The organism is Amycolatopsis sp. NPDC049868, assembly GCF_044461365.1.
Taxonomy (GTDB): Bacteria; Actinomycetota; Actinomycetes; order Mycobacteriales; family Pseudonocardiaceae; genus Amycolatopsis.
This window is the reverse complement of sequence record NZ_JBITKV010000014.1, coordinates 203,018-218,230: the sequence shown is the minus strand read 5'-3', so window position 1 is coordinate 218,230 and position 15,213 is coordinate 203,018. Positions and strand designations below refer to the sequence as shown.

The following is a 15,213-nucleotide window of genomic DNA, read 5'->3' as shown; positions in this document are numbered from 1 at the left end:
GCCGCCCGGTGACCGACCCGGTGCTGGGCACCGACGCCGCCAGCTGCGACCAGGCCGGGAGCTGACACCGCCGCCCCAAGCGCGTGAAGGCCCCCTTCCCTCGGCTGAGCCGAGGGAAGGGGGCCTTCACGCGCTTCGGTCCCTATTTCACTTGACGGAGTGAGCGCTCACTCCGCAAACTGGTCGCATGACAACCCCCGAAACCACCGCCCGGCGGAGAGCGCCGGGGATGAGTGCCGACGAGCGGCGCCGGATGATCGTCCAGTCCGTGCTGCCCTTGCTGGTGGAGCACGGCGCCGGTGTCACGTCGAGCCAGATCGCGCGTGCCGCGGGCATCGGCGAAGGCACCGTCTTCCGCGTGTTCAAGGACAAGGAAGAGCTGTTCGCCACCTGCTTCGCCGAAGCGCTGAAGCCCGACCAGGTACTCGACGCGATCGCGGTCATCGACCTCGACCAGACCCTCGACGACAGGCTCATCGAAGCGGCCGACGCGCTCAGCGCGCACCTCCAGCGGATGGGCGCGCTCATGGCGGTCATGCACGGTTCCGGCAGGCGGCCGGAGCATCGCCACGGCGACCGTGGTAACCGCCGTGACCAGCGCAAAGAGTCGATGAGCGCGATGCGCGACGCCATGGCCGAGCTGTTCGAACCGGAGAAGGACCGGCTCCGCCTGCCGCCGTCGCAGTCCGCGGCGCTCTTCCTGTCGCTGCTGTTCAGCGGCCGGATCCGGTTCAGCGAGACCGGTGACGAGCCCACCACGATGGAACTGGTCGACGTGTTCCTCAACGGCGCCTTGGCGGCCGCGTGATCGGGCCGCCCGGTGGGGGAGGCGGCATCGAGATGCTGCTGGCGCGCGGCGGCAGGCGACGTCGCCCGCCGTCGACGGTGCCCGACAGCGGGCTGACCGGCCCGGTCGACATCCCGGAGCCCGAACCCGAAGCCGTCCCGAAAGACCTGAAGTCCCGGCTCAACCGTATGTGGGTCAACGTCGCGGGCACGGTACGCGGCCTGCCGAAGGTCGCGAAGCTGACCTGGCAGGCAAGCCCGGCGCTGACCATCGTGATCACCTTGGTGACGCTGCTTTCCGGCCTCCTCCCGACGGCGACCGCGTACATCGCGAAACTGCTGATCGACTCGGTCGTCGCGGCGATCCAGGGACACGGGACGAAGAGCGCGATCGTCGGTGTCGCGCTCTTCCAGTTCGGCATCCTCGTGCTCAACGCGGTTTCGCAGGCGCTGACCACCTATGGCCAGTCCCTGCTGCAGGAACGGATGACGCTGACCATCCGCCACCAGGTGATGGACCACGCGAGCAAGCTGCATCTCTCGTACTTCGAGGGTTCCGCGTCCTACGACATGCTGCGCCAAGCCGCGCAGGAGGCGCCGACCCGGCCGCTGTCGATGATGAACTCGGCGCTGGGCCTGGTCCGGACGGTGATCACCTTCGGGAGCATGATCGCGCTGCTCGTCTCGATCAGCCCGCTGCTGGCGCTCGTCGCCCTCCTGGCACCGATTCCCGCGTTCATCTCGCAGTCGAAGTACGGCGCCCGCGCGTTCTGGCTGACCTTGATGATGTCGCCGCTGAAACGGCGGATGGATTATCTGTCCTCTTTGGTCACCACCGACACGTACGCCAAGGAGACCAAGCTTTTCGGCCTCGGCCCGTATTTCGTCGACCGGTTCCAGCGGCTCGGCCAGGTCTTCTACGACCGTCAGCGGACACTGACCCGCAAGCGCAGCGTCAGCTCGACATCCTGGGGTCTGCTCAGCACGGCCGCCGGATCCGCGATAGCGCTGTACATCGCGCTGGAGGCCGTCGGCGGCAGGCTCACCCTCGGCGACCTGGCGTTGTACACGGCGGCCGCGGCGTCGGTGCAGACCTCTGTCCAAGGCCTGTTCACCGCGTTTTCCGGGATGTACGAGAACAATCTCTACCTCGACACGCTGTATCGCTTCCTCGGGACGAAACCGGAGATCGTCGCGCCGCTCCAGGCGCGCCCGCTTCCGTCCACTGTGGAGGGACACATCCGGTTCGAAGAAGTGTCCTTCACCTATCCAGGAGCGCCCGATCCCGCCCTCGACGGCGTGAGCTTCGAGATCCGGCCGGGTGAGACGGTCGCCGTCGTCGGCCGCAACGGGGCAGGGAAGTCGACGCTGTTCAAACTGCTGTGCCGGCTGTACGACCCGACGGGCGGGCGGATCCTGCTCGACGACGTCGACATCCGCGAATACGACCCGGTGGAACTGCGGCGACAGATCAGCGCGATGTTCCAGGATTACGTGACCTACCAGGGCACCGCCGCCGAGAACATCGGACTCGGCGATCTGACGCACCTCGTCGACCGCGAAAGGATCGAGACGTCGGCGAAACGCGCCGGCGCCGACGAGCGGATCGAGCGCCTGCCCAGCGGGTACGACAGCCCGCTCGGGCGCTGGTTCGACCAGGGTGTCAGCCTGTCCGGCGGCGAATGGCAGAAGATCGCGCTGGCCAGGGCGTTCCTGCGGGAGGCGCCGATCCTGATCCTCGACGAACCGACCTCCGCGCTGGACGCCCAGGCCGAGCACGACCTCTTCTCGCGGCTGCGGGAGCTTTCGGAGGGACGCACGACGCTGTACATCTCGCACCGGTTCTCCACCGTGCGTCAGGCGGAGCGGATCCTGTTGCTGGAACACGGAAAGGTCGCCGAATACGGGACACACGACGAGCTGATGGCAGCGAAGGCGGGCTACGCCGAACTGTTCACCCTGCAGGCGGCCGCGTACCTGGACGAGGCTTGATCGTGCGACGGATCATGGTCGTCGGTTGCAGCGGCGCCGGGAAGTCGACGTTCTCACGACGACTCGGCGCCGCGCTCGGCCTGCCCGTCACCCACCTCGACCGGCTCTACTGGCGGCCGGGTTGGACACCGGCGCCGGACGCCGAGTTCCATGCCGCGCAGCAGGAGATCATCGCGTCCGACGCCTGGGTGATCGACGGGAACTACGGGGCGTCGATGCATCTCCGCCTGCCGAGAGCGGACACGATCGTCTTCCTCGACTACCCGCGCCGCGTCTGCCTCCGGCGGGTGCTGATGCGGTGCCTGCGCGATCACGGCCAGGACAACCAGGCGCCCGGCTGCCCCGAAAGGCTGGATCTGGAGTTCTATTCCTACGTCTGGCGCTGGCCGAAGCACCACCGGGAACGGACGGTGCGACGGCTGGCGGAACAAGGGGCACACGCGCGGCAGATCGTGCTGACCGGGCCACGCGAGGCGGAGGAGTTCCTGCGCCGGATGGGTTGACCCTGGTCACCGTATCGGGGGTTGGGAGCAAAACGGGCAAGCCGTACGTTGTCCAGGTATGGCTGTCGCGTTCCTGCTCTATGTCGTCGCCGAGATCGCCGCCGTGTGGGCGGTGGGCTCGGCAGTTGGCGTGCTCGGCACGATCGCGCTGCTCTTCGCCGGCGCGTTCATCGGCTCCTGGCTCGCGCGCCGTGAAGGCGGCCGCGCCTTCCGGGCGTTCGCCGAGTCCGCCCGGCTCGGCCGCCCCGCCGACGCGGAGAAGGAACTCACCGACGGGATGCTGATCGGGCTCGGCGGCCTGCTGATCCTGCTGCCCGGTTTCGTCAGCGACGTCATCGGCCTGCTGTTCATCCTGCCGCCGACGCGGAGTGTCGCGCGCAAGGTGTGGCAGAAGCGGATGCAGCGCCGGGCGGTCAAGTTCGCGAACCGTGCCCGCGGGCCGGTGATGGTCGTGGACAGCGAGGTCGTCATGGACACGCCGCCCGCGGAGGCCGCCAAGAAGCAGCCGCCGGTGATCGAGGGCCGCATCGTCGAGGGCTGAGTGTCGCGCCAGCTTCGCCACTACACTTCCAGTGGCGAAGCTAGTGGCGAAGCTAGGACGGCAGTTGCCCAAGAGTGTCCGCGAGACACTCTCGGCCTTCGCCAACACCAACGGGGGCGTGCTGATCCTCGGCCTTGACGAGGCCCTGGGGTTCGAAGCGACCGGCGTTCGAGATCCGGTGAACCTGGAGCCACCTCTCCGGCCGCTGATCGGAACGCACCGGTTCGAAGGCGCTGATCTCGTAGTGGCCGAGATTCCCGAGCTGCCGCCAGGCAGCAAGCCCGCGTACAACCGCGGTACCGGCATGACGCAGGGAAGCTTCATCAGAGTCGCCGACGGAGACCGGAAGCTGAGCCCCTACGAGGTCCAGTTGATACTGGCGAACCGTGGTCAACCGCGAGACGACGAGCAGCCTGTCCCAGGCACCACGGTCGCGGACCTCGACGAATCACTGACCGGCACCTTCCTGAGCCGGCTCCGCCGTCATCGCGGCAGAGCCTTCGCGCACCTCGACGACACCTCGGCATTACGTCGCGCCAAAATCCTGGTCGGGGACGAGCTGTCGTTGGCCGGACTTTTGGCATTGGGTGACTACCCACAGGAGTTCTTCCCTCAGCTCATGTTGACCTTCGTCCACTATCCGACCAAGTCGGGGCCGGACCCACGGAGTGGCACGAGGTTCATCGACAACATCGCGGCCGAAGGACCGATTCCGGCGATCGTCGACGAAGCCCTTGTCGCACTCCGCCGCAACATGAAGCGCCGATCGACGATTCGCGGCGCGGGGCGAGCCGAGACTTGGGAATATCCCGAAACCGCATTACGCGAAGCAGTGGTCAACGCCCTGGTCCACCGTGATTACTCAGGCCCGTCGCAGGGAACTCAAGTGCAGGTCGAGATGTATCCCGACCGCCTCGTCATTCGCAATCCCGGCGGCCTCTATGGGTCGGTTCGCGAGGAGAACCTCGGAGTGGAAGGCACCTCCTCGGCCCGCAACGCGACCTTGCTGAAAATCCTGGAAGACACCCCGCTGCCGGGGTCGGATCGCCCGATCTGCGAAAACCGCGGCTCCGGAATCCCGGCGATGCTGGCGGCCATGCGAGACGCCAAGCTCAGTCCACCACGGTTCGCCGATGACATCTCCACGTTCTCGGCCACCTTCCCCAATCACACGCTGATGGGGGACGGCGCCGTCCAGTGGATCGCGTCGCTTCGCGAGCACGGCCTGACCGACAGCCAGTGCCATGGCCTCGCGATGCTGTTCCACGGCGAGACGCTCAACAATCAGGCTTACCGCAATGCGAACGACCTCGACTCTCGTATCGCCACCGAAGAACTCGGCGATCTGGTCGCCCGCGGTCTGCTCGTTCCCACCGGTGGAAGGCGGTATGCGCACTACACGCTCGCAGACGATGTCGTTCCGACGACCGCGGACGGTCCGGTGCGGGAACAACGCCGTGCCGATCGCCGCGAGGAGATCCTTTCGGCACTCGACGAAAAGGAGGCGAGTCGTGCCGATTTGGTCGCAGCGACAGGACTTCCCGATCGGACGGTGTCCCGCTGGATCGGCGTTCTCCTCCGTCAAGGACTGATCGAGGCGACGGAGAAGAACCTGCGCAGTCCCAACGTCCGCTATCGCCGGACGCGGCAACGAACCCTCGACGAGACGGGCGGCTAGGCACCGCTCGGCTTCGGGATGTCGAAGTACCCGCTGAACCGCACGGCGGGCGCGTACTCGCCCTTCACCTTCACCTTGCCCGTCACGAACATCGCCGCCACCGCCGCGTTGCCGGTCGCCATCCGGATAAAGTCGTCGACGGAAAGGGTGATGGTGGTGTCCGGAGTGCGCGCGAGATCCGTGCTCGAAACGCAGACACCGTCTTCGATGACCGTTTGAAAACGATCGAAACCGTCTTCTCCGTCACCATCGGTGAAACGCCACGCGACGACGAAGTCCACATGCCGCGCGCGTTCGGGAACGAAATGATCCGACATTCTGCGGAAAATCTCGTCGAGGAACGCCGAACGCAGTTCCGGGTGATCGGCGATCGCCTTGAGCTGCTCTCGTGACGCCCGTTGCACGACGTCGACGAGCACCTCGGTCTCCAGTGAGCTCAGCTCGATGCCCGCACCGGTTTCACCAAGCATGTGCAGGGTTTCCAGCACCTGCGTGAACTGCCCGGGGCTCAGTTTGGCGAGTTCGAGCTTCTCCGCGAACGCGTTGACGACGTGCTCGCCGGCGGTGCGCGTCTTGTGCAGCCTCAACGGACGGGAAAGGCGTACCTTGTCCCGCCAGCGCCGGTTCGGGGAATTTCGGGGCACGGCACGGAAGTGTATCTGCTCGGCCGGGTTCAGGACGGTTTCGGCAGGTCGAAGAAACCGATCAGGCCCGCCGCGAAGGCCAGATCACCTTTTACTTTGATCTTTCCGGTGACGAATAGCACAGCGGGCGTCGCCTGATGGGTGATGAGCCGGAAGAAATCGACGGGCGCGATCGTGATCGTCACCCTCGGTTTCTCCTTCATGTCGCGGCTTACCGTGCACTCGCCGTGCGAGATCACCGTCTCGTAGCGGTCGTACCCGCCACCGCCGGTGCCGCCGGAGAGCCGCCAGTGGACGACGGCGTGCAGTGTCTTCGCGCGGTCCTGACGGATGTGGGCACCCATGCGGTCGAAGATCTCGCGCAGCACCCGCTCCCGGAGCGGCCGTTCGGCGACGACGCTCTCCAGTTGTGTGCGCGAGGCACGGGCGACGAGGTTCGCGAACCGGACCGGGTCGACCTTGCGGAGGTCGAACGCGGGCGCGGACTCGGCGAGCCGCCCCAGCGCGGTGAGCAGCCGACGGACGTCGTCCTTTCCGAGGTCCTTCGGGTCGATGGCGCCCGCGACCTCGTTGACGTCGAGAGAGTGCGCTTCGGCCGAATCCGGCTCGATCCGCTCCAGCGCGTCGACCAGCGCGCGGCCGGTCAGCCCCACGATCTCGGCCATCTTCCCTCCAGTTCCGCCTACCCGAGCGTAAGGCTACCCGCGAGTAGGTAGCCGGGCAAGCGTGCCGAAATCACCCTTGCCGGTGGTAGCCCGGTAGCGTCTTACCGAGCAAAAGGGAGGTCCTGAGTGTCCGAGGAAGTGCCGCGTCCCGCGGAACGCGCCAAAAGGCTGCCGAGAGCGGTGCGGGAACGCCAGATCCTGGACGCGGCGGTCTCGGTGTTCTCGCGCTACGGCTATCACTCCGCGTCGATGGACGAGATCTCCGAGGTCGCCGGCGTGTCCAAGCCGATGATCTACACCTACCTCGGCTCCAAGGAAGATCTCTTCGGCGCGTGCATCCGCCGCGAAGCCACCCGCCTGCTGGAGGCGGTGCAGGAGGGGATCAAACCCGATCTGCCGCCCGACATGCAGCTTTGGCACGGGCTTCGCGCGTTCTACCGCTTCGTCGCCGACTATCGCGAGTCCTGGACGGTGCTGCACCGCCAGGCCATGACCGTCGGCGGCGCCTTCGCCGCGGAGATCACCGACATGCGCACCCGCGCGATCGAACTGGTCGCCGCGCTGGTCGTCTCCGCCGGCACCCGCAAGGGCCTCGGCGAGCAGGCCGAGTTCTCCGGCGCCGGGCTGTCCGCCGCGCTGGTCGGGGCGGCCGAGTCGCTGGCCGACTGGGCCCTCGACCACCCCGATGTCTCCGACGGCGTACTCGCCTCGTGGCTGATGAACCTGGTCTGGCTCGGGTTCAACGACCTGGTCGAGGGCGAGATCTGGAAGCCGTCAGAGAGCGACGACTGAGCCCTCCAGGTGCGGCTTCGGCTTGCGGGCGTTCCACAGCTCGAAGGCCCAGCCGCCACCTTCACTCCAAGTGGTGAAAGCGGCCTTGGCGGGCAGCAGGACCGGCTGCTTGAACTTGACGTCGATGGCGAAGGCCTCCGGAAGCCTGCCTTCGAACGCCGCGAGCGCGTGCGCCTTCGTCCACATGCCGTGCGCGATCGCGGACGGGAACCCGAACGCCTTCGCCGTGATCGGGTGCAGGTGGATCGGGTTGCGGTCGCCGGAGACCTCGGCGTAGCGGCGGCCGATGTCGCCGGGCACCTGCCAGATCGCGGTGGGTGTCGGCTGCGAGAGCTGACCGCGTGCGGTCTTCTCGCCGCTGCCACCGCCGCGGCGCAGGTACGTGCTCACGTCCGTCCACACAGGACTGTCGCTGACCAGCAGCTCGCTGATCACGTCGAACTGCTTGCCCTTCTCGTGCGGGCGCAGATCCTCGGCGCGCACGCGCAGGGTGAACGACTCGCCGAGCCGCAGCTGCCGGTGCTGGGTGATCCGGTTGGCGACGTGCACCATGCCCAGCAGCGGGAACGGGAAGTCGTCCTCGGTCATCAGCGCCATCTGCAGCGGGAAGGCGAGGATGTGCGGATACGTCGCCGGGAGCACGTCGTCGAGCCGGAATCCGCACACCTGGTTGTACGCGGCGAGGTGCGCCGGGTCGACGACGACGCCCTCGCGGACGAACTCGGTCGACGGCAGCGTGTTCCCGCCGCTCTTGCGCAGCGAGCCGAGCAACGCCTTGGGGTACAACGAGGACAGGCTCGGCGACTCGTGGAGTTCCTTGACGCCCATGCTCACGCCCCCAGCAGTGCCTGGCCGCAAACGCGGACCACGTTGCCGTTGACCGCGGCCGAAGCCGGGTTCGCGTACCAGGCGATCGTCTCGGCGACGTCGACCGGGAGCCCGCCCTGGCCGAGGCTGGACAGCCGCCGCCCGGCCTCGCGGATGAACAGCGGCACGGCGGCGGTCATCTTGGTCTCGATGAAGCCGGGCGCGACGGCATTGATCGTGCCGCCGTACTCGGCGAGCTTCGGCGCGCCGACGTTCACCATGCCGATGACGCCCGCCTTGCTGGTGGCGTAGTTGGTTTGGCCGACGTTGCCCGCGATGCCGGCGATGGAGGAGACGCCGATGATGCGGCCGTTCTCGCGCAGCACCTTGTCCGTGAGCAGCTTCTCGTTCACCGCGAGCTGCGAGGCGAGGTTGACCGCGATGACCGAGTCCCAGCCGCCTTCGGTCATGTTGCCCAGTGTCTTGTCGCGCGTGATGCCCGCGTTGTGCACGACGATGTCGACGCCGCCGTGGCGGGTGACGAGGTACTCGGCGAGCTTCTCGGGCGCGTCGGCGGCGGTGATGTCCAGCTGCAGCGCCGAGCCGCCGACCTTGTTGGCGACCTTGGACAGGTCCGCGCCCTGCGCGGGGATGTCGAGCGCGACGACGTGGGCGCCGTCGCGGCCCAGCACTTCCGCGATGGCGGCGCCGATACCGCGGGAAGCGCCGGTGACCAGTGCGACCTTGCCGTCCAGCGGCTTAGCCCAGTCGGACGGCGCGGAGGCGGTCTTGGTCTCGGTGCCCACGCGGATGACCTGGGCGTCGACGAAGGCGGACTTCGACGACAGCAGGAATCGGAGCGTGGACTCGGTCGCCTCTTCGGCTCCTTCGGCGACGTACACGAGCTGAGCGGTCGCGCCGCGCTTCAGTTCCTTACCGACGGAACGGACGAAGCCTTCGAGCGCGCGCTGAGCGATCCGCTCGTTGCCTTCGGCCAGCTCCGGCGGCGTTCCGAGGACGACGACGCGGCCCGACGGACCGACGCTCCGGATCACCGGGTGGAAGAAGTTGTAGACCTCGCGAAGCTGCTTCGGATCCTTCACGCCTGTCGCGTCGAAGACGAGCGCGGCATGCCTGTCGGCCGCCGCCGAAACGACCTCGATCCCGGCGCGGTGCAGCTGCGCCTCGATCACCTTTTCGAGGCGACCGCCCGGCGCGGCCCCCAGAAGTGCGGGACCCTCGAGAGCGGGCTGGCCGGGCTTGTACCGGCGGAGCGTCGCGGGGTTCGGCAGGCCGAGCTTCGGCACCACGAATTTCCCTACCGGGCTCTTCGTGAACTGCTGGTACCTGTCAGCCATTACGTGCCTCCCGTGCAGTTTGCGTCACGTCGCATTCTAACCTACTCGCTAGTAGGTTACAGTGTGAGAGAGCCTACGGAGGAGTGGAAAAAATGGCCACGAAAAGGACGGCACCCGTGCGCAAGGTCGCGATCATCGGCGGCAACCGGATCCCCTTCGCCCGCTCGAACGGCCCGTACGCGAAAGCGTCGAACCAGGACATGTTCACGGCCGCCCTCGACGGCCTGGTCAGCCGCTTCTCCCTGCAGGACGAGGTGATCGGCGAGGTCGCCGCCGGCGCGGTGCTCAAGCACGCCCGCGACTTCAACCTCGCCCGCGAAAGCGTCCTCGGCAGCAGGCTGAACCCCGCCACCCCGGCCTCCGACGTGCAGATGGCGTGCGGCACCGGCCTGCAGGCGATCATCAACGTCGCCAACAAGATCGCCCTCGGCCAGATCGACTCGGCCATCGCGGGCGGCGTCGACACCACGTCCGACGCGCCGCTGGCGGTCAACGACGACCTGCGCCAGATCCTCGTGCAGCTCAACGCCGCGAAGACGCTCCCCGAACGGTTGAAGCTCGCCGCGAAGCTGCGCCCCGGCCACATCGTCCCCGAGATCCCGCGCAACTCCGAGCCGCGCACCGGCCTGTCGATGGGCGAGCACGCCGCGCTGACCGCGAAGGTCTGGGAGATCACGCGCGAGGCGCAGGACGAGCTCGCCGCCACCAGCCACCAGCGGCTCGGTGCCGCGTACGACAAGGGCTTCTTCGACGACCTGGTGACGCCGTACCTGAAGCTGGCGCGCGACCAGAACCTGCGGCCGGACTCCAGCGTCGAGAAGCTCGCGAAGCTGAAGCCCGCCTTCGGTGGTCCTGACGGCACGATGACCGCGGGCAACTCGACGCCGCTGTCCGACGGCGCGTCGACGGTCCTGCTCGCGACCGAGCAGTGGGCGAAGACCCGCAAGCTGCCGGTGCTGGCGTACCTGACGTTCTCGCAGACCGCGGCCGTCGACTACGTCCACGGCGACGAAGGCCTCCTGATGGCGCCCGCGTACGCCGTCCCGCAGATGCTCACGCGCGCCGGGCTCACTCTGCAGGACTTCGACTTCTACGAGATCCACGAGGCCTTCGCCTCGCAGGTGCTCGCCACCCTCAAGGCGTGGGAGGACCCGCAGTTCGCGAAGTCGAAGCTGGGCCTCGACGAACCGCTCGGCTCCATCGATCGGGCGAAGCTGAACGTCAACGGCTCGTCGCTGGCGGCCGGGCACCCGTTCGCCGCGACCGGCGGCCGAATCGTCGCCACGCTCGCGAAGCTGTTGAGCGAGAAGGGATCCGGCCGCGGACTCATCTCGATCTGCGCCGCGGGCGGCCAGGGCGTCACCGCGATCCTGGAGAAGTAGAAAGTTCGCCCGGAGCGGATCCGGGAAAAACCCCGGTGCCTTTGTCGGTGCCGGGGTCTAGTTTGACCGCATGTTCGCAGTTCAGGCGAAAGCGCTGGTCAAGACCTACGGTTCCACCCGCGCGCTCGACGGGGTCGATCTGTCGATCCCGACGGGCAAGGTGCTGGGACTGCTGGGGCCGAACGGCGCCGGCAAAACGACGACGGTCCGCATCCTGACCACGCTGCTCCGCCCGGATTCGGGCGAGGCGGAGGTGGCCGGGCACGACGTGCTGGCCCAGCCCGACGCCGTCCGGCGGTCGATCGGGCTGTCCGGGCAGTACGCCGCCGTGGACGAGAACCTCACCGGCTTCGAGAACCTGTACATGGTCGGCAGGCTGTACGGGAGCAAGAAGGCCGCGGCGAAGTCCAGGGCGCGCGAGCTGCTCACCCGGTTCCGGCTGGAGGACGCGGCCGACCGGCCCGCCAAGACGTACTCCGGCGGCATGCGGCGACGGCTCGACCTGGCGGGTGCGCTGGTCGCCGAGCCGACCGTGGTGATCCTCGACGAACCGACCACCGGGCTCGATCCGCGCGGCCGGATCGACACCTGGGAGGTCATCAAGGAACTCGTCGCCGACGGCACCACGGTGCTGCTGACCACGCAGTATCTGGAGGAGGCCGATCAGCTCGCCGACTCGATCGTGGTGATCGACAAGGGGAAGGTCATCGCACGCGGCACGGCCGACGAGCTCAAACAGGAGATCGGCGGCGAGCGGCTGGAACTGGTCGTGGCGAACACGAGCGATCTCGCCATCACCACCCAGGTGCTGACCGAGGTCGGTTCGGGCACGCCGTCGGTCGACGAGCACACCCGCAAGGTCGACGTCCTGGTCGAGGGCGGACCGAAGGCGCTGATCGAGGCACTACGGCGGCTGGACGGCCACGGCGTCGCCGTCCAGGACGTCGCGCTGCACCGGCCGACGCTCGACGACGTCTTCCTTTCGCTGACGGGGCACGCCGCGGACGAGGGGGAGAAAAAGTGAGCGCGGTCGCGAAGGCCTTTTCCGACGGTGGCGTGATCACCTGGCGGAACCTGAAGAACGTCCAGCGCAACCCGGACTGGCTGATGGCGGCGACGCTGCAGCCGATCATGTTCGTGCTGCTGTTCGCCTACGTCTTCGGCGACGCGATCGGCGGGGAGGCGGGCGGGCTCGCGTATCGCGAGTTCCTGATCGCCGGCATCTTCGCGCAGACGGTCGCGTTCAACTCGGCGTTCACCGTGATCGGGTTCGCGAACGACCTGCAGAAGGGCATCATCGACAGGTTCCGTTCGCTGCCGATCTCGCGGCTCGCGGTGATCTTCGGCCGGACGACGTCCGACCTGGTGATCAGCGTGGTCGCGCTGGTCGTCATGTCCCTGTGCGGGCTGCTGGTCGGCTGGCGGATCCGCGGCAGCTTCCTCGACGCCGTGCTCGGCTACCTGGTGATGCTGATGTTCGCCTGGGCGCTGTCCTGGGTCGGCGCCTGGATCGGCCTCGTCGCGCGCAGTGTCGAGGTGGCGCAGAGCGCCGGGCTGATGTGGATGTTCCCGTTGAGCTTCATCTCGACGGCGTTCGTCCCGGCGGACAAGCTCCCGGGCGTGCTGAAGACGATCGCCGACTGGAACCCGTTCACCGCGGTGATCAACTCGGCCCGCGACCTGTTCGGGAACCGCTTCGGCGCGCCCCCGACGGGCTGGCCTGCCGAGCACGCGTCGCTGTACGCGATCCTGTGCTGCATCGCCATCATCGCGATCTTCGCGCCGCTGGCGACGGCCCAGTACAAGAAGGTCGCGAGCCGGTAGAAGCCTTTTTTGAACGAAATGTCGAACCGCCGTCGAGCCGCTCGACGCGTCGGTGAAGGCGGGGTAGAAACAGCCCCGCCAAGACACTGAGGAGCGACGATGCGGTTTCTGATGATGCACCGGCTGGACGAGAGCGCCCCGGAGGCCTGGAACCCCAGCAAGGAGTTCATCGAGAAGATGGGCGCCTTCATCGAGGACTCGTTCGAGAAGGGCATCCTCATCACGGCGGAGGGCGTGCACCCCTCCGAGCGGGGCACGAAGGTCCGCAAGGTCCGCAGCGGCAAGATCACCGCGACCGACGGCCCGTTCACCGAGGCCAAGGAGGTCATCGGCGGGTTCGCCCTGATCAACGCCAAGGATCTGGCGGAGGCCGTCGCGTTCGCGGAGACCTACGCGGCGCTGTTCGACGAGATCGAGGTCGAGGTCCGCACCGTCGTCGAGATGGAGGACATCGAGGCCTTCACCGGGTGAGGCCGCATCTCGCGAATGTCATGAACGACCCTTTCCTGACGTTTTTCGTCAGGAAAGGGTCGTTCATGACATTTCGCTGAGGCCGAGCTACTTCGAGATGGCCTTCTCGGCCTTCTTCGCCAGCTTCTCGGCGCGCTTCTCCGTCTTGGAGGCGGCCCGCTTTGCGCGCCAGCCGAGCGACGGCTTGCCGGCGGTGTCGGCGGCGGCGAGCAACAGGCCACCGGCGAGGCCGGCGTTCTTGATGAACTGGATCTGCTGCTGCTGACGCTCGGCCGGTTCCTTGATCTCCCAGAACCGGTGCGCCGCCAGCGTGGTCGGGACGAGGCTGCCGAGCAGCAGCAGCGAGGCCAGGCGCGGCGCCTTGCCCGCGGCGAGCGCGACCCCGGCGCCGACCTTCACCACGGCGTCGATCCGGACGAGGGTGGCGGGGTCGCGCGGCACCGATTCCGGTACCACGCCCTCCAGCTTGTCGAAGGACTCGGTGAGGAACGGTTCCGCGGCTTTGGCGTGCCCCTGGGTGTCCCTCAGCGCGCCGATCCCGCCGGAGATGAAGATCGCGGCGAGAAGCGGACGTGCGACGCGACGGAGAATCACGGTCGTAAACCTTTCTGGATCCGGACCCGGGAAACCAACCTATCCCCAGTCTTCCCGCCCGCCACCGCGCCGAACCGCGCTAACGGTGTATCCCGGAATATTTGTCTGGCGCTAGACAGCGCTAGATTTCACTAGCGCGCCCGATACGCCTTCGGCAGCTTGAAGCCGCGATCGGCCGCGACCTGCCGCAGCCGGTCCGGATAGTCGGTGATGATGCCGTCGACGCCGTCGTCGATGAGCTTGTGCATGGTGGCCGGGTCGTCGATCGTCCAGGGCACGACCTTGATCCCCGCTTGGTGCGCCTCGGTGACCAGCGCCTTCGTGGTGAACGGCCGGTAGTCGGGGTCGCCGACCTTGCCGCCCTGCGGGTTGCCGTGCACCGGCGAGAGGGCGCTCGCGCCGAACGATTTCACCGCGCGGACCGGGCTGCCGCCGAAGTCGTCGATGTCGAGACCGCCGAGCCACGGCGACTTGCCCGGCTGCCCGACCTGCAGGAACTCGGGCTGGGTCAGCGCGACAGCCGGAATCCAGGGCGCCACCTCGCGAAGCCGCATCAGCGCGCCCCAGTCGAAGCTCTGGACGGTGACGTTGCGCGCGAACCCGCCGCGCAGGATCTCGCGCACCGCCCGCTGGACGAACTGCTCACGCGGCGCCGTCTCGTGCGGCGCGGCGGCCTCGACCTTGGTCTCGATGTTGAATTTGATGCCCCACGCGTGGTGCTCCCTGGCGAGCTGGAACAGCTCGGCGAGCGTCGGCATCTTGGCACCGGGGGAGAGCGTCTGACCGGGGTGGGCGGGCAGCCGGATCGAACCGCAGTCGAGCGTGCGGACCTGCGCGAACGTCAGGTCCTTCACGTATTTACCGACGTACGGGTATGCCGGGTCGCCAGGCGTCGCGGGCGCGGTGTCACGGCACTTCGCGGGCGTCGTCTTGCGGTCGTGGGTGATCACCTCGCGACCGTCCTTGGTGATCTGGAGGTCGAGTTCGAGCGTGGTCACCCCCAGCTCCATCGCCTTGCCGAACGACGCGAGCGTGCTCTCGACCGTGAGGCCGAGCCCGCCGCGGTGAGCCTGGATGTCGAAGGCGCGACGCGGCTGCGCGTCGGCGACCCCGGCCGTCGTCAAGGTCAGCGCAGCGGCGATGACCAGCGCGAATGTCTTCATCCGTGAACCATGC

At 67.7% G+C, this 15,213-nt stretch carries 16 protein-coding genes; 10 read left to right on the top strand and 6 right to left on the bottom strand.

Annotated features, from left to right (window positions below; translation table 11 throughout):
* Positions 1–229: 229 nt before the first annotated feature.
* The 5 genes from ACIBTM_RS39140 to ACIBTM_RS39120 are packed head-to-tail and all read left to right on the top strand — an operon-like array spanning position 230 to position 5,500.
* Positions 230–808: a TetR/AcrR family transcriptional regulator gene (locus ACIBTM_RS39140; RefSeq protein WP_395882188.1), complete on the top strand. Its 579-nt coding sequence runs from the start codon at positions 230–232 to the stop codon at positions 806–808.
* A 26-nt stretch (positions 809–834) separates the two neighbouring features.
* Positions 835–2,778 carry an ABC transporter ATP-binding protein gene (locus ACIBTM_RS39135; protein ID WP_395882187.1) on the top strand — a complete coding sequence of 648 codons (1,944 nt, stop codon included), beginning with the start codon at positions 835–837 and terminating at the stop codon, positions 2,776–2,778.
* A 2-nt stretch (positions 2,779–2,780) separates the two neighbouring features.
* Positions 2,781–3,281, top strand: a complete 501-nt coding sequence (locus tag ACIBTM_RS39130) for a DNA topology modulation protein FlaR (protein WP_395882177.1) — start codon at positions 2,781–2,783, stop codon at positions 3,279–3,281.
* Positions 3,282–3,339: 58 nt separating this feature from the next.
* The gene (locus tag ACIBTM_RS39125) at positions 3,340–3,822 is read left to right on the top strand and encodes an FxsA family protein (protein WP_395882176.1); all 483 of its coding nucleotides are present in this window, start codon (positions 3,340–3,342) and stop codon (positions 3,820–3,822) included.
* 31 nt (positions 3,823–3,853) lie between these two features.
* The gene (locus ACIBTM_RS39120; RefSeq protein ID WP_395882175.1) at positions 3,854–5,500 is read left to right on the top strand and encodes an ATP-binding protein; all 1,647 of its coding nucleotides are present in this window, start codon (positions 3,854–3,856) and stop codon (positions 5,498–5,500) included.
* Here ACIBTM_RS39120 and ACIBTM_RS39115 read toward each other — a convergent pair.
* Both ACIBTM_RS39115 and ACIBTM_RS39110 read right to left on the bottom strand, forming a co-directional pair.
* Positions 5,497–6,087, bottom strand: coding sequence for an SCP2 sterol-binding domain-containing protein (locus ACIBTM_RS39115; RefSeq protein WP_395882186.1), 591 nt, complete (start codon positions 6,085–6,087; stop codon positions 5,497–5,499). The two genes, ACIBTM_RS39120 and ACIBTM_RS39115, sit on opposite strands and share 4 nt — an antisense overlap.
* Positions 6,088–6,173: 86 nt before the next feature.
* Positions 6,174–6,809: an SCP2 sterol-binding domain-containing protein gene (locus tag ACIBTM_RS39110; RefSeq protein ID WP_395882174.1), complete on the bottom strand. Its 636-nt coding sequence runs from the start codon at positions 6,807–6,809 to the stop codon at positions 6,174–6,176.
* Between the two features lie 126 nt (positions 6,810–6,935).
* Between ACIBTM_RS39110 and ACIBTM_RS39105 the strand changes: the two genes are divergently transcribed.
* On the top strand, positions 6,936–7,601 hold the full coding sequence (locus tag ACIBTM_RS39105) for a TetR/AcrR family transcriptional regulator (RefSeq protein ID WP_395882173.1): 666 nt from the start codon (positions 6,936–6,938) through the stop codon (positions 7,599–7,601).
* Here the strand turns inward: ACIBTM_RS39105 and ACIBTM_RS39100 are convergent.
* Together ACIBTM_RS39100 and ACIBTM_RS39095 are read right to left on the bottom strand one after the other, a co-directional pair.
* Positions 7,584–8,429: a MaoC family dehydratase gene (locus ACIBTM_RS39100; RefSeq protein ID WP_395882172.1), complete on the bottom strand. Its 846-nt coding sequence runs from the start codon at positions 8,427–8,429 to the stop codon at positions 7,584–7,586. The two genes, ACIBTM_RS39105 and ACIBTM_RS39100, sit on opposite strands and share 18 nt — an antisense overlap.
* Before the next feature lie 2 nt (positions 8,430–8,431).
* Complete coding sequence (locus tag ACIBTM_RS39095) at positions 8,432–9,766, bottom strand: 3-oxoacyl-ACP reductase (RefSeq protein ID WP_395882171.1); 1,335 nt, start codon at positions 9,764–9,766, stop codon at positions 8,432–8,434.
* A 92-nt stretch (positions 9,767–9,858) separates the two neighbouring features.
* Between ACIBTM_RS39095 and ACIBTM_RS39090 the strand changes: the two genes are divergently transcribed.
* From ACIBTM_RS39090 to ACIBTM_RS39075, 4 genes are all read left to right on the top strand, one after another.
* Positions 9,859–11,148 carry an acetyl-CoA C-acetyltransferase gene (locus tag ACIBTM_RS39090; RefSeq protein WP_395882170.1) on the top strand — a complete coding sequence of 430 codons (1,290 nt, stop codon included), beginning with the start codon at positions 9,859–9,861 and terminating at the stop codon, positions 11,146–11,148.
* 70 nt (positions 11,149–11,218) lie between these two features.
* The gene (locus ACIBTM_RS39085; protein ID WP_395882169.1) at positions 11,219–12,172 is read left to right on the top strand and encodes an ATP-binding cassette domain-containing protein; all 954 of its coding nucleotides are present in this window, start codon (positions 11,219–11,221) and stop codon (positions 12,170–12,172) included.
* Complete coding sequence (locus ACIBTM_RS39080; protein ID WP_395882168.1) at positions 12,169–12,972, top strand: ABC transporter permease; 804 nt, start codon at positions 12,169–12,171, stop codon at positions 12,970–12,972. Before ACIBTM_RS39085 ends, ACIBTM_RS39080 begins: the two co-directional genes overlap by 4 nt.
* Before the next feature lie 99 nt (positions 12,973–13,071).
* On the top strand, positions 13,072–13,443 hold the full coding sequence (locus tag ACIBTM_RS39075; RefSeq protein ID WP_395882167.1) for a YciI family protein: 372 nt from the start codon (positions 13,072–13,074) through the stop codon (positions 13,441–13,443).
* A gap of 87 nt (positions 13,444–13,530) precedes the next feature.
* Here ACIBTM_RS39075 and ACIBTM_RS39070 read toward each other — a convergent pair whose 3' ends face one another.
* On the bottom strand, positions 13,531–14,037 hold the full coding sequence (locus ACIBTM_RS39070) for a DoxX family membrane protein (RefSeq protein WP_395882166.1): 507 nt from the start codon (positions 14,035–14,037) through the stop codon (positions 13,531–13,533).
* Between the two features lie 131 nt (positions 14,038–14,168).
* Positions 14,169–15,200 carry a glycerophosphodiester phosphodiesterase family protein gene (locus ACIBTM_RS39065; protein WP_395882165.1) on the bottom strand — a complete coding sequence of 344 codons (1,032 nt, stop codon included), beginning with the start codon at positions 15,198–15,200 and terminating at the stop codon, positions 14,169–14,171.
* Between the last annotated feature and the right edge of the window lie 13 nt (positions 15,201–15,213).

What these genes read in the sequence shown, in the direction of transcription:
- ACIBTM_RS39140 (WP_395882188.1), top strand. Translation starts at nt 230, where the DNA reads ATGAGTGCCGACGAGCGGCGCCGGATGATCGTCCAGTCCGTGCTGCCC.
- ACIBTM_RS39125 (WP_395882176.1), top strand. Translation starts at nt 3,340, where the DNA reads ATGGCTGTCGCGTTCCTGCTCTATGTCGTCGCCGAGATCGCCGCCGTG.
- ACIBTM_RS39110 (WP_395882174.1), bottom strand. Translation starts at nt 6,809, where the DNA reads ATGGCCGAGATCGTGGGGCTGACCGGCCGCGCGCTGGTCGACGCGCTG.
- ACIBTM_RS39100 (WP_395882172.1), bottom strand. Translation starts at nt 8,429, where the DNA reads ATGGGCGTCAAGGAACTCCACGAGTCGCCGAGCCTGTCCTCGTTGTAC.
- ACIBTM_RS39095 (WP_395882171.1), bottom strand. Translation starts at nt 9,766, where the DNA reads ATGGCTGACAGGTACCAGCAGTTCACGAAGAGCCCGGTAGGGAAATTC.
- ACIBTM_RS39090 (WP_395882170.1), top strand. Translation starts at nt 9,859, where the DNA reads ATGGCCACGAAAAGGACGGCACCCGTGCGCAAGGTCGCGATCATCGGC.
- ACIBTM_RS39085 (WP_395882169.1), top strand. Translation starts at nt 11,219, where the DNA reads ATGTTCGCAGTTCAGGCGAAAGCGCTGGTCAAGACCTACGGTTCCACC.
- ACIBTM_RS39075 (WP_395882167.1), top strand. Translation starts at nt 13,072, where the DNA reads ATGCGGTTTCTGATGATGCACCGGCTGGACGAGAGCGCCCCGGAGGCC.
- ACIBTM_RS39065 (WP_395882165.1), bottom strand. Translation starts at nt 15,200, where the DNA reads ATGAAGACATTCGCGCTGGTCATCGCCGCTGCGCTGACCTTGACGACG.